Source organism: Streptomyces sp. NBC_01003 (assembly GCF_045162695.1).
Taxonomy (GTDB): Bacteria; Actinomycetota; Actinomycetes; order Streptomycetales; family Streptomycetaceae; genus Streptomyces.
The window spans coordinates 5,239,342-5,252,066 of the sequence record NZ_CP108707.1; the positions used below are offsets into that span (position 1 = coordinate 5,239,342).

Annotated in this window: 13 protein-coding genes and 1 tRNA gene; 5 read left to right on the forward strand and 9 right to left on the reverse strand. The window is 69.0% G+C overall.

Annotation, left to right across the window (positions count from 1 at the left end):
- The first annotated feature begins 151 nt into the window (after positions 1-151).
- A complete protein-coding gene (gene pknB / locus OG698_RS24010; protein WP_406105342.1) occupies positions 152-2,137 on the forward strand; it encodes a Stk1 family PASTA domain-containing Ser/Thr kinase in 1,986 nt (661 codons plus the stop codon).
- 114 nt (positions 2,138-2,251) lie between these two features.
- On the opposite strand, the gene OG698_RS24015 is transcribed toward pknB, so the two are convergent.
- Genes OG698_RS24015 through OG698_RS24040 form a run of 6 tightly spaced genes read right to left on the reverse strand, consistent with a single transcriptional unit; the run spans position 2,252 to position 6,753 of the window.
- Complete coding sequence (locus OG698_RS24015; protein ID WP_406105344.1) at positions 2,252-2,980, reverse strand: class E sortase; 729 nt, start codon at positions 2,978-2,980, stop codon at positions 2,252-2,254.
- Positions 2,981-3,030: 50 nt separating this feature from the next.
- On the reverse strand, positions 3,031-4,395 hold the full coding sequence (locus OG698_RS24020; protein ID WP_406105346.1) for a class E sortase: 1,365 nt from the start codon (positions 4,393-4,395) through the stop codon (positions 3,031-3,033).
- Positions 4,392-5,036 carry an aminodeoxychorismate/anthranilate synthase component II gene (locus OG698_RS24025; RefSeq protein ID WP_399969098.1) on the reverse strand — a complete coding sequence of 215 codons (645 nt, stop codon included), beginning with the start codon at positions 5,034-5,036 and terminating at the stop codon, positions 4,392-4,394. Before OG698_RS24025 ends, OG698_RS24020 begins: the two co-directional genes overlap by 4 nt.
- Positions 5,036-5,194 carry a hypothetical protein gene (locus tag OG698_RS24030; RefSeq protein WP_384264638.1) on the reverse strand — a complete coding sequence of 53 codons (159 nt, stop codon included), beginning with the start codon at positions 5,192-5,194 and terminating at the stop codon, positions 5,036-5,038. Before OG698_RS24030 ends, OG698_RS24025 begins: the two co-directional genes overlap by 1 nt.
- Before the next feature lie 31 nt (positions 5,195-5,225).
- The gene (locus OG698_RS24035) at positions 5,226-5,954 is read right to left on the reverse strand and encodes a class E sortase (RefSeq protein WP_406105348.1); all 729 of its coding nucleotides are present in this window, start codon (positions 5,952-5,954) and stop codon (positions 5,226-5,228) included.
- Positions 5,955-5,970: 16 nt separating this feature from the next.
- Positions 5,971-6,753, reverse strand: a complete 783-nt coding sequence (locus OG698_RS24040) for a DUF881 domain-containing protein (RefSeq protein WP_383093616.1) — start codon at positions 6,751-6,753, stop codon at positions 5,971-5,973.
- 141 nt (positions 6,754-6,894) lie between these two features.
- Here OG698_RS24040 and crgA point away from each other — a divergent pair, with 141 nt between their 5' ends.
- Positions 6,895-7,152, forward strand: a complete 258-nt coding sequence (crgA, locus tag OG698_RS24045) for a cell division protein CrgA (RefSeq protein WP_326774929.1) — start codon at positions 6,895-6,897, stop codon at positions 7,150-7,152.
- A gap of 243 nt (positions 7,153-7,395) precedes the next feature.
- Here crgA and OG698_RS24050 read toward each other — a convergent pair whose 3' ends face one another.
- Both OG698_RS24050 and OG698_RS24055 read right to left on the reverse strand, forming a co-directional pair.
- The gene (locus tag OG698_RS24050; protein WP_406105350.1) at positions 7,396-8,289 is read right to left on the reverse strand and encodes a rhomboid family intramembrane serine protease; all 894 of its coding nucleotides are present in this window, start codon (positions 8,287-8,289) and stop codon (positions 7,396-7,398) included.
- Positions 8,290-8,386: 97 nt separating this feature from the next.
- On the reverse strand, positions 8,387-8,914 hold the full coding sequence (locus tag OG698_RS24055; RefSeq protein ID WP_326774931.1) for a peptidylprolyl isomerase: 528 nt from the start codon (positions 8,912-8,914) through the stop codon (positions 8,387-8,389).
- A 313-nt stretch (positions 8,915-9,227) separates the two neighbouring features.
- On the opposite strand from OG698_RS24055, the gene OG698_RS24060 reads away from it, so the two are divergent.
- The gene (locus tag OG698_RS24060) at positions 9,228-9,932 is read left to right on the forward strand and encodes a DUF5324 family protein (RefSeq protein ID WP_406105352.1); all 705 of its coding nucleotides are present in this window, start codon (positions 9,228-9,230) and stop codon (positions 9,930-9,932) included.
- 74 nt (positions 9,933-10,006) lie between these two features.
- Here the strand turns inward: OG698_RS24060 and OG698_RS24065 are convergent.
- Positions 10,007-10,079: transfer RNA gene (locus OG698_RS24065), tRNA-Ala, on the reverse strand.
- A gap of 182 nt (positions 10,080-10,261) precedes the next feature.
- On the opposite strand from OG698_RS24065, the gene OG698_RS24070 reads away from it, so the two are divergent.
- Positions 10,262-10,810, forward strand: a complete 549-nt coding sequence (locus OG698_RS24070) for a DNA-binding protein (protein ID WP_266562267.1) — start codon at positions 10,262-10,264, stop codon at positions 10,808-10,810.
- 119 nt (positions 10,811-10,929) lie between these two features.
- Complete coding sequence (locus OG698_RS24075) at positions 10,930-12,723, forward strand: protein kinase domain-containing protein (RefSeq protein WP_406105354.1); 1,794 nt, start codon at positions 10,930-10,932, stop codon at positions 12,721-12,723.
- Positions 12,724-12,725: the final 2 nt, after the last annotated feature.

Sequence of the window (12,725 nt, forward strand, 5' to 3'; positions counted from 1 at the left end):
CAACGGTGCACGTTGCGATACCGGTCCTGTATCGGGTGACGGTTCCAGGCAGGTCAGGCACGACAGGCCGGGTACGGTATGCCCGGACAGCACACCGCCCGACCCCGCACGGGTGACGGTCGGGACCGACGGAGAGGGCTGGTAGGTAACCATGGAAGAGCCGCGTCGCCTCGGCGGCCGGTACGAGCTGGGCCAGGTGCTCGGCCGTGGTGGCATGGCGGAGGTCTATCTCGCCCATGACACCCGGCTCGGTCGCACCGTGGCGGTGAAGACGCTACGCGCGGATCTCGCGCGCGACCCGTCGTTCCAGGCCCGGTTCCGCCGGGAGGCCCAGTCGGCCGCCTCGCTCAACCATCCCGCGATCGTCGCCGTGTACGACACCGGTGAGGACTACATCGACGGGACCTCCATCCCGTACATCGTGATGGAGTACGTCGACGGGTCCACGCTGCGTGAGCTGCTGCACTCCGGGCGCAAGCTGCTGCCCGAGCGTGCCATGGAGATGACGATCGGCATCCTCCAGGCGCTCGAGTACTCGCACCGCGCGGGCATCGTCCACCGTGACATCAAGCCGGCCAACGTCATGCTGACGAGGACCGGCCAGGTCAAGGTGATGGACTTCGGCATCGCCCGCGCCATGGGCGACTCCGGCATGACGATGACGCAGACGTCGGCCGTGATAGGCACCGCCCAGTACCTCTCCCCGGAGCAGGCCAAGGGCGAGCAGGTCGACGCGCGGTCCGACCTCTATTCGACGGGCTGTCTCCTCTACGAGCTCCTGACCGTGCGGCCGCCCTTCGTGGGCGACTCCCCGGTCGCGGTCGCGTACCAGCACGTGCGCGAGGAGCCGCAGCCGCCGAGCGTCTTCGACTCCGAGATCACCCCCGAGATGGACGCGATCGTCCTCAAGGCCCTCACCAAGGACCCGGACTACCGCTACCAGTCGGCGGACGAGATGCGCGCCGACATCGAGGCGTGCCTCGACGGGCAGCCGGTCGCGGCGACCGCGGCGATGGGCGCGGTCGGCTACGGCGGCCACCCGGACGACCAGCAGACGGCGATGCTGCACCCGCAGAACGGCGGCGGCCAGACGTCGATGCTGCCGCCGGTCAGTCCGGACGACGGCGGCTACGGCTACGACGAGCGCCCCGACCGGCGCCGTCAGAACCAGGGCAAGAGCCGTACGTCGACGATCCTGCTCGTGCTCGCGGGCGTCCTCGTCCTCATCGGCGCGATCCTGATCGGCAAGTGGTTCAACAGCGGGAGCGGGAGCGACACACCGTTCGCGGCGCCCAAGTTCGTCGGCAAGACGGTCCCCGAGGCCAGGCTCGCCGCCGACAACACGCACCTCAAGCTCGACTCCTCGAAGAAGGAGCCCTGCGACAAGTTCCCCAAGGGCCAGATCTGCACGCAGAGCCCGGCCGCGGGGGCCGACGTCAAGAAGGGCGACACCATCACGGTGACGGTGTCGACCGGTGCGCCGAAGGTCGCGGTGCCCGACGTCAGGGGCCTGGACTTCACCGAGGCCGAGTCGCAGCTCAACGACAAGGGCTTCGAGGTGGTGAAGGAGACCAAGGAGTCGAGCCAGACTCCTGATGTCGTCATCAGCCAGGACCCGTCGGGCGGCACCAAGAAACAGAAGGGGAGCACCATCACCCTGACTGTCGCCAAGGAGAAGAAGCTCTCCACCGTGCCGGACGTCTCCAACAAGACGTGCGACGAGGCGAAGGCACAGCTGGCAGACAACAACCTCAAGGGCACCTGCACCGAGGAGGAGAACGCGGCCGAGGCCGGCAAGGTGTTCTCGCAGAGCCTCGTGGCGGGATCCCAGGCCGAGCCGGGCTCCACGGTCGTTTTGAAGGTCGCCAAGGCGGCTCAGCAGATCACGGTGCCCGGTGACATCGCTGGCAAGAAGCTGAAGGAAGTACAGAAGCAGCTGACGGACCTCGGTCTCGTCCCGGCTCTGTCGCCCGGCTCGTCCAACGACCCGAACGCCACGGTCGTGACCAGCCAGCCCGGCCCCAACTCGCCGGTGAACAAGGGCGACACGGTCACCCTGCTCACCACCCCGCCCGGCCAGAACGGCGGCGGGGACAACGGCGGTGGCATCTTCGGAGGCGTCACCGGCCGCCAGTAGGCGCCCTCCGTGTCATGAGAGAACCCCGGCACCGCAGACGCGGTGCCGGGGTTCTTTCGTGCGGTGGTTCGGGGGCTTGCGTATGTGGGGTTCTTACGTGTGCCGGTGGCGCCGTCAGCGCAGCTCCGCCGGGGGCGTCCGATCGCTGTCGACCTCGTCGATCCGCTCCAGCTCGCCCCACACCACATAGCGGTACGTGGACGTGTAGACGGGCGTGCACGTCGTCAGCGTGATGTAGCGGCCGGGCTTCTTCACGCCCGACTCCTTGGGGACGGCGCCCAGGACCTTCACGTTGTACTTCGACGTCTCGGGGAGGATGTCGTACACCTTGTAGACGTACCACTTGTCCTTCGACTCGAAGACGATCGGGTCGCCCTTCTTGATCTTGTCGATGTTGTGGAACTTCGCGCCGTGCCCGTCCCGGTGCGCGGCGAGCGTGAAGTTGCCCTTCGCGTCCGTCGGCAGCGCGGACTTGACCGGGTCGGTGTAGTAGCCGGCGACACCGTCGTTGAGGATCTTCGACGAGGTGCCCTTCTCGACGAGCACCTCACCGTTCCTCATCGACGGCACGTGCAGGAAGCCGATGCCGTTCTTGGTGTCGAGCGCGCCGGGGCCGTGGTCGGCCCACTGGTCGCGCACCTTGTCTCCCTGCTTGTGCGCGGCGCGGTCCGCGACCACGTTCGTCCACCACAACGAGTAGGCGACGAACAGGCCGAGGACCAGGCCCGCCGTGATGAGGAGCTCACCGAAGAGACTGACGGCGCCGGCGATGCGGCCACGGCCGCGTCGTGGCGCGGGCGGCGCCTCGCCGGCCCGCTCGTCGTGGTCGGTCGTCGCTGCCACTGCTTGTGCCCCGTCCCTGAACCTGCGCCTGTTACTTGCTACTTGCCCCGCTACTGCACGAGCGCGTCCGGCTTCCCCTTGCTGCGCGGCCGTTCCTCGACCATCTTGCCCCAGACGATCATCCGATACGTACTGGTGAATTCCGGCGTGCACGTGGTCAGCGTGATGTACCGGCCCGGAGCCGTGAACCCGGAGCCCTGCGGGATCGGATTGATGACTGTCGTGTTGCTCGGCGGGGTCTGCGGAAGGATGCTCGTCATCTTGTACACGTAGTACGTGTCCTGCGTCTCGACGACGATCGGATCGCCCGGCTGGAGCCGGTTGATGTAGCGGAACGGTTCGCCGTGCGTATTGCGGTGCCCGGCGACCGCGAAGTTGCCGGTCTTGGCGCTCGGCATCGCCGTCTCGATGCTGTCCTTGCCGTAGTGGCCCACCATGCCGCGGTCCAGGACCTTCGTCTTGCTGATGCCCTCGGCGATCGGCACGACGACGTCCAGCTTCGGGATGTGCATGATCGCGAAGCCCTGGCCGGGCGCGAACTTGTCCGGCTCGCGTTTGCCGTTCGCCCAGTCGTCCTGGAGGTGGTGCGCCGCGCTGCCCGCCTGCTGGTGGGCCCGGATGTTCGACCACCACAGCTGGTACGTGACGAAGAGCAGCATCAGCACGCCGATGGTGATGAACGTTTCGCCGATCGCCCGGCTGGCGACCTCGCCCGTACTCGGCTTGCTCGCCCTCGCGGCCCTGCGCGCCTCCAGACGGCTGCGGGGCGGGGAGGCGGGCTCCGGAGCCTGCGCGGGCGCCACCGAGCGCCTGCCGCCCTGCTTGGCGGCCTTCCTGCGCGCGGCCCGGCCACCGGTCCCCACGGGCGCGGCGGCGCGCTCGCGCTCAGGGGCGCCGGAGTCGGACTCGGTGTCGGTCTCTGCGCCCGTGGAGGCGTCTGCGTCTGTGTATGCGTCCGTATCGGGCCCGGCTGCTCCCCGGGTGTCCGCGGTGCGCAGGGCCACGGTCTCGTCGTCCGGGACCGGCCGCGGCGGTCTCGCCTCGTACTCGCGGACGGGCGGCACGTACGCGGGCTGCTGCGCCTGCTGTACCTGCGGCGGATGTGGTGCCTGCGGAGCCTGCTGCGCGCCGCCGTACCAGTCCTGTACGTAGCCCTGAGGGTCGTACCACTCCTGCTCCGGCTGAGGCGACGGCTGGGCCAGGAGCGGCTGTTGAGCGTCCGGCTGCGGCTGCGAGTACGGCTGGGGCTCCTGAGGCTCGTCCGTGGCGCGGAACCAGGGCGAGGGGTGCTGCCCGGGCAGTGGATCGTTCAGCGGGTCGTCGAGCCGCTGAACGGCCGCCTCGAACGCACCGGCAGCCTCGTACGGTTCCTGCTCGTACGAGGCTCCCTCGCGCTCGGGGCGCAGGGCGGTCACGCCGAGGCCCTGCCCACGACCGGGGCGAGCCCGGCCGATCGTGCCACCGCGGTCTTGTCGCCGCAGACGGTCAGCCAGTTGGCCAGCATCAGGTGACCGTGTTCCGTGAGGACGGACTCGGGGTGGAACTGCACGCCCTCGACGGGCAGTTCGCGGTGGCGCAGGCCCATGATGATGCCGTCGTCGGTGCGCGCGGTGACCTCGAGCTCGTCCGGGACGGTGTCCGGTTCGGCGGCGAGCGAGTGGTAGCGGGTCGCCGTGAACGGGTTCGGCAGCCCCGCGAAGACGCCCTTGCCCTCGTGCCGCACCAGGGACGTCTTGCCGTGCAGCAGTTCGGGCGCCCGGTCCACGACACCGCCGTACGCGACCTGCATGGACTGCATGCCGAGGCAGACGCCGAAGACGGGCACGCCGGTCTCCGCGCAGTGGCGCACCATCTCGACACAGACACCGGCCTGTTCGGGGGCGCCGGGGCCCGGGGACAGCAGTACGCCGTCGAAGCCGTCCTGCGCGTGCCGGGTACCGACCTCGTCGTTACGCAGCACTTCGCACTCGGCGCCCAGCTGGTACAGGTACTGGACGAGGTTGAAGACGAAGCTGTCGTAGTTGTCGACCACGAGAATGCGGCTGCTCGCGCCCACTAGTTGTTCACCGTCACATCGTTGAAGGGGAGCAGGGGCTCGGCCCACGGGAAGACGTACTGGAACAGTACGTAGACCACCGCGAGGACGAGCAGAAGCGAGATCAGTGCCCTGATCCACGTGTTTCCCGGCAGATGCCGCCAGATCCAGCCGTACATGCCGTCCCTTCCGTCGCCGTACGGCAACAGACTAACGGCGCAGGGCCTCCGGTTTCCCGGCCTCCGTGGGCTGGGTGGCATCAAGGTGCGCCCAGACGATCAGCCGGTGGCTGTGACCCCACTCCGGCTCGCACGTCGTCAGCGTCAGATAGCGGCCCGGCTCCGTGTATCCGGACTTGCGCGGCACCGGGTCGATGACGGCGACATCGCTGGGCAGCGTCTTGTAGGGCTTGGTGTCGATGCGGTACGTGAACCAGGTCGTACCGTCGGTGAGGACGACGGCGTCGCCGGGGCGCAGCTTGGGGAAGTCCTTGAACGGATCGCCATAGGTGCGGCGGTGGCCGGCGACGGAGAAGTTCCCCTTCTGCCCGAGCTGCGCCGTGCCCGCGTAGTGGCCGAGGCCCTTCTTGAGGATGTCCACGCCCGTCCCCTGGAGCACCGGTTTGTTCCACGTGAAACCGAGCCGCGGGATGTACATGACGGCGAACGGCTTGCCGTCCTTGTAGGCGGACGGGGACGGCGAGGGCGTCTGGGGCCGGCTCTGGTCCTGGGCAGGGCTCTGGCTCGGGGACGGGCGGGGCTGTTCGACCGCCACCGACCCCTTGGACCACTGGTCCTGGAGGGTGTCGATCTGGTGGTCCATGGCACTGTCGGCCTTCACACCGGTCCAGAACAGCACGTAGGCGACGAACAGCACGATCAGGGCGCCGACCGTGATGCACAGTTCGCTGAACGTCCTGACGACCACTCGGACCGACACAGGCTCCCCCAGGCGGCTACTCCACGGGCTTCGCGTAGTGGAGATCCACTGTGCCCGAGTAACCGGGAAGAGTCACCGCCCCGTCGTCCTCGACTTTCCAGCCGAGGCCGTAGGCGTTGACGTAGAGCATGTAGTTCTGGATCTGGGGCGAGACGGCGAGCGCCTGCTTCAGCTTCTCCGGGTCCCCGACCGCGGTGATCTTGTACGGGGGTGAGTAGACGCGGCCCTGGAGGATCAGGGTGTTGCCGACACAGCGCACGGCGCTGGTGGAGATGAGCCGCTGGTCCATGACCTTGATGCCCTGCGCGCCGCCGTTCCACAGGGCGTTGACGACGGCCTGGAGGTCCTGCTGGTGGATGACCAGGTCGTTCGGCTGGGGTTCGGGGTAGCCCGGGAGCTTGGCTGTGGCGTTCGGCGGGGCGTCCGCGAGCGTGACCGAGACGGCCTGTCCGCGCAGTTTCTTCGTGCCGGACGCCTTCTCCAGGGCGGACAGCTTGGTGTCCTCGGCCTTGGTGCCGACGCCGCCGCGCTCGGTGAGGGCGTCGACGTCGTCGCGGATCGCGCTGTTGGACTCCTCTAGCTGGCCGTTCTTGTGGCTGCGCTCCTGGATGAGGTCGGAGAGCTTCAGCAGCGAGGTGTCCGTGCGGATGTTGGTGCCCTTGGCGGTGTTGAAGCTGGTGAAGAAGATCAGCCCGGCCAGGGCGAACACGGCCACGGTCAGCAGCCGCACGGGACGGAGGCGCACACGGGGGCGGCCCCCGCCGGGGGGCTCTTCCCGGGAGTCGGCAGAATTGCTCAACGTACCCTTATCTCCTTCAGCGCCGCGGAAGCACTACGCTAACGGACGCCCGGGGGAGCGCAGAGATTCCCCTTGTACGCTGCCCGGAGCCAGCCCACCTTCCCTGCGCGGCCACGCAGCGCATCGACAGGAGAGACCCTCGTGCCGAAGTCACGTATCCGCAAGAAGGCCGACTACACGCCGCCTCCGGCGTCGAAGCAGGCGGCGAATATCAAGCTGACCAATCGCGGCTGGGTAGCCCCGGTGATGCTCGCGATGTTCCTGATCGGGCTCGCCTGGATCGTCGTCTTCTACGTCACCGACGGCACCCTGCCGCTGGACGCACTCGGCAACTGGAACATCGTCGTGGGCTTCGGCTTCATCGCGGCCGGGTTCGGCGTTTCCACGCAGTGGAAGTAGCTCTGCCCCTAGCTATCCACTGAGTTATCCACAGCTGTTTCCACAGTGGGGAAAAGGTCGGAAGATCTGTGGATAACCCACCGGGCGTTGACGCCGGTGTGACTGACGCACCGCAGCTCGCCCACATGTTCGCCCCTTGTCCTGGCTGGGGAAACCCAGGTCAGCGACGAGGGGCACACCTGTTCCCCACCGAGTGCACAGGATCCGGCACCGTCTGTGGACAACGTGGGCCACAGACCGAGCTCAAGTGAGCTGGGACGTCCTCACAAGCACAGTGACGACCACCACGGCGAGGACGAGCGCACAGGTCCCGTACTGCACCAGCGAGCGGCGCTCCCTGGGGGCGTGGACCATCGCGTACCCGACGACCACACCGGCGACGAGCCCGCCGACGTGGGCCTGCCAGGCGATGTTGCCCCACGTGAACGTGAAGAGCAGGTTCAGCGCGAGAAGGCCGATGACGGGGCGCATGTCGTAGTTGAGGCGCCGCACCAGCACCGCGGTCGCGCCCATGAGTCCGAAGACGGCCCCGGACGCACCGAGGGACTGTTCGCTCGGCCCCGCGATCGCGTAGGTCAGCGCACTGCCGGCCAGCCCCGAGACCATGTACAGCGCGATGTAGCGGGCCCGGCCGAGCGCCGCCTCCAGCGGGCCGCCGAGCCACCACAGGCCCAGCATGTTGAACGCGATGTGCCACACCTCCTGGTGCGTGAACATCGCCGTCACCAGGCGGTACCACTCGCCCCCTGCCACGCCCTGGTCCGGGACGAAGGGCGCGGGAGGCCAGGCCCCGATCAGAACGAAGTCGGAGAGCAGCCGGTCCCACACATGGACCGCGATGAACACCGCCACGTTGATCCCGATGAGGATCTTCGTGACCAGGCGCGGATCGGCCGCGATCGTGCCGCCCGTGATCGTCCTCGGCCTGCTGGCGGCCGGGCCGTGCCCCGTACCGGAACCGCCCCGCACACAGTCCGGGCACTGGAAGCCCACCGAGGCGCTGACCATGCATTCCGGGCAGATGGGCTTGTCGCAGCGGGCGCAGCGGATCCCGGTCTCGCGGTCAGGGTGCCGATAGCAGCGGGGCGTGCCCTGCGCGTCCTGAGAACTCTGCGGACTGCCTGGCACCTGATCCATCGGAATCCCCTCGTACGAAACGTGCGCGGTCAACACATGGCCCCGCCCATCCTTACGGATGAGCGGGGCGTATTGGTTCCCGTCGGCCCGGTTCGCGTCAGCGGGTCTCGACGACGACCGACTCGATGACCACGTCGTTGACCGGCCGGTCCGTACGCGGGTTGGTCTGCGCGGTCGCGATGCCGTCCACGACCTTCTGGCTGGCCTCGTCGACGACCTCGCCGAAAATCGTGTGCTTACGGGTCAGCCAGGCCGTCGGCGACACCGTGATGAAGAACTGGGAGCCGTTGGTGCCCGGGCCGGCGTTCGCCATGGCCAGCAGGTACGGCCTGTCGAAGGCGAGGTCGGGGTGGAACTCGTCCCCGAACTGGTAGCCGGGGCCGCCCGTGCCGTTGCCCAGCGGGTCACCGCCCTGGATCATGAAACCGCTGATCACCCGGTGGAAGACCGTGCCGTCGTAGAGCTTGTCAGTGGACTTCTCGCCCGTCTCCGGGTTCGTCCACTCCCGCTCGCCCCGAGCGAGCTCGACGAAGTTCTTGACCGTCTTGGGCGCGTGGTTCGGCAGCAGCCGGACTTCGATGTCGCCTTGGTTGGTCTTCAGGGTGGCGTAGAGCTGCTCAGCCACGATCTGCCTTCCGTTGCCTTCTGTGACGATCCGATCCTCGCACGCCCCCGTTGACCCGTCGCCCGGCGACAGCCGCAGAATTTCCGGCCGAGTCGCCACCGAGGAGGCGCGCCGCAGGACGATCCGTGGCATTGTCGTCCGCAAGCCCCCATTGCACCGTATTGATCAGCTATTGCCTGGAGTACGTCGGTACGCCCAAAGGCGGCTTGTGCCCCGAATGCCCGCCCTCGCATGCCGCGCTGCCGCCGGGCAGGCATGATCCGAAAAAGGGTGGAAAGGTGAAAACCTATACGCCACCGAGGAGGAGGATCCCGTGACCCGCATCGACAGCGTGCGCGCCGCGACCGGCTCGGCGAAGGACAGCGTGCTGCACGCCGCGGAAGTGGTGGCGCCCTACGCCGAGACGGCCAAGGACCGGACCGCACTGTATGCGCAGGAAGCGCGCGTACGGCTCGCGCCCGTGATGTCGCAGGCTGCGCAGCAGACCCGCGACCAATACGACACGTACCTCGCACCGCATCTTGAACAGGCCCGCAGCCATGTGCCGCCGAAGATCGACCAGGCCGCGCAGGACGCAGCCGTCCGCACCCGGAAGGCAGCACGCCAGGCCGCCGTCTACGCCAGGCCGCGGATCGAGCAGGCCGTGGCCGCCGCCCAGCCCGTCCGCGAGGAGGCGACGGCCCGCAGCATCGCGGCGATCGCCGCCCTGCGTGGGCAGGTGTCGCCGAAGGAGATCCAGAAGCTCGTCCGCAAGCACGAACGGCGGGCGCGGGCGGGACGCGTCGCCAAGGGCTTCCTCGTCGTCGGCATCCTCGCCGGGGGCGCCTTCGCCGCCTGGAAGTGGTGGGACAAGCAGGCCAACCCGGACTGGCTGGTCGAACCGCCGGCCGCGACCGAGGTCGCGGACAGCACGCCCCTGTCGTCGGTGGACGGCAGCCCGAGCGCCCTCGACCCCGAGGTCCAGGCCAAGCAGGCCGAAGCGGAGGCGGACGCCGCCGACCGCGACGACCGCGGCTGAGCCTCGAACGAGCAGTAACGCCGTAGGGCGGGAGACCAGTGGTCTCCCGCCCTACGGCGTTCACGTGGAACCTGTGGAGCCTAGGAGATTCGAACTCCTGACATCTGCCTTGCAAAGGCAGCGCTCTACCAACTGAGCTAAGGCCCCGAAAACGATGCGTCGAACCGGAAGAAGTGCGATCCGGTGCGCATCGCAGACCAGAGTACCGGGTCACCCCCCGGATCTCGCAAAAGGATTGGGGCTCCCGGTCCACGACCACTCTCCGTAAGATGCCCCACGTGGTTCGCGGCAGCGAACCGCCGTATTTGGGGAAGCGATGGGGAGACGCAATGGACGCCGCACAGCAGGAAGCTACCGCAAGAGCCCGGGAGCTCCAGCGAAACTGGTACGGAGAGCCACTGGGGGCGCTCTTCCGTCGCCTCATCGATGATCTGGGCCTCAACCAGGCCAGGCTCGCGGGGGTTCTCGGTCTGTCCGCGCCCATGCTCTCCCAGCTGATGAGCGGTCAGCGCGCGAAGATAGGCAATCCGGCCGTCGTCCAGCGTGTCCAGCTGCTCCAGGACCTGGCGGGTCAGGCCGCCGACGGAAGCGTCAGCGCCGCCGAGGCCACCGAGCGTATGGACGAGATCAAGAAGTCACAGGGGGGCTCGGTGCTCACCAACACCGCGCAGACAACAACCAGTTCGGGCGCACCCACGGTCAAGCGCGTGGTCCGCGAGATCCAGTCGCTGCTGCGCTCCGTCTCCGCGGCCGGGGACATCATCGATGCGGCGGACACCCTCGCCCCGAGCCACCCGGAACTGGCAGAGTTCCTCCGGGTCTACGGCGCCGGGCGCACCTCCGACGCCGTAACCCACTATCAGGCGCACCAGAGCTGATCCCGGCCGAACGCTAGCGACATCGGGCCGGCCGCGAGTCCCGCGGCCGGTCCTGGGCCGCGGGACCATCCGAGAGGCCGGACGCGTCGTGACGGCCGAGGGGGGAGCGACGCACCACGATGGGTGAGGTCTTCGCCGGACGCTACGAACTGGCCGACCCGATCGGTCGCGGGGGAGCAGGCGCCGTATGGCGCGCCTGGGACCACCGGCGCCGCCGATATGTGGCCGCCAAGGTCCTGCTGCAGAGCGATGCCCACACCCTGCTCCGCTTCGTGCGCGAACAGGCACTGCGGATCGACCACCCCCACGTCCTCGCCCCGGCCAGCTGGGCCGCGGACGACGACAAGGTCCTGTTCACCATGGACCTCGTCGCCGGCGGCTCGCTGGCGCATCTGATCGGCGACTACGGGCCGCTGCCACCGTCCTTCGTGTGCCTCCTCCTGGATCAGCTCCTCGCCGGCCTCACCGCGGTGCACGCGGAGGGGGTCGTGCACCGCGACATCAAGCCCGCCAACATCCTCCTGGAGGCGACCGGCACCGCCCGGCCTCATCTGCGCCTCTCGGACTTCGGCATCGCGATGCGTAAGGGCGAGCCCCGGCTCACCGAGACCGACTATGTGGTGGGGACGCCCGGCTACTTCGCCCCCGAACAGGCGATGGGCGGTGAGCCGGACTTTCCCGCAGACCTGTTCGCCGTCGGTCTCGTCGCCCTGTATCTGCTCCAGGGCGCCCGGCCGGACTCCAGGGCACTGATCGAGCACTTCACCGATCACGGCACCCCTGGCGCGCCCCAGGGGATTCCCGGCCCTCTGTGGACCGTCGTGGCCGGTCTGCTGCAGCCCGACCCGGAAGCGCGCTTCCGTACCGCGACAGGCGCCCGCAAGGCCCTCCTGGCGGCCTCCGAGCTGCTTCCCGAGCCCGGACCCGACGACGAACTGGTCGAGGTCTTCGACCAACTCGGCGCGCTCCCACCAGGGTTCGCCCCGACCGGCCCGACCACGACCTCCCGGGCGGTCGCCCCCGGCCTCATACACGACCGGACCCAGAACCATGGCTCGACCGGCCGTGCGACAGGCCGTTCCACGACGCGGAAGCCCGCTCTGGGAGAGTCCCTGCCGGCGCTCCCACCGGAGCCCCCGACACCGGCGCCACCGCCACCGCTGTATGCCCCCGCGGTGCCGGACGTCCCACTGGCGGACTCGTCCGTCCAAGACCCCGCCACCGCCGCGTCCCAGGGGCCGGAGCCCTTCGCACCACAGACCGGCGTGCGCGGGCCCAGCGTCACGCCCGGGCCCACCCCGTCCGGACCCGTCCCGCCCGGGACCATCCCGTCGGCAACCGGCAGGCCTGGGTCCCGAACCTCGGGAACGGTCACGCCCGGCACCAGCATGTCCGAGACCGGCAGCTTCCACCTGCCGCCGCCTCCTCCCGCGCAGCCGCCCACACGGCCACGCGTGCAGCCCCCCGCACAGCCATTCGCGCAGACCTCTCCCGAGCGTCAGCCAATCACCCCCGACACGGCGCCTCACCACGCTCCCGAGTACACCGCCCAGCCACACCCCCACATCACGGCACCACAGACCGCACCACAACCGACCCCACCAACCCGCCCGCACCCCCACGAGCCCTCCCCCCACACTCCGGCCACGACCCCGGCCACGCAGCGCTCCTACGCCGCTCCAGCTCCAGCACAGGCGCCCCCTCAGCCCGCCTCTATCTCTACGTACACCGCCCAGAGCGTTCAGGTTCCACTCCTCGGCCACCCGAATCCCGGCGGCGCGTCCCAGAGCCCGACCCCTCATCGGCGGGTGCGGAAACGGCGGCCGGGACCGCCCGCGAAGGTGGCGATCCCGGTGCTGTTCGTCGCCTTGGTCAGTTTCGCGGTGGGCATCTGGGCGCTGACCCAGGCCTGAGA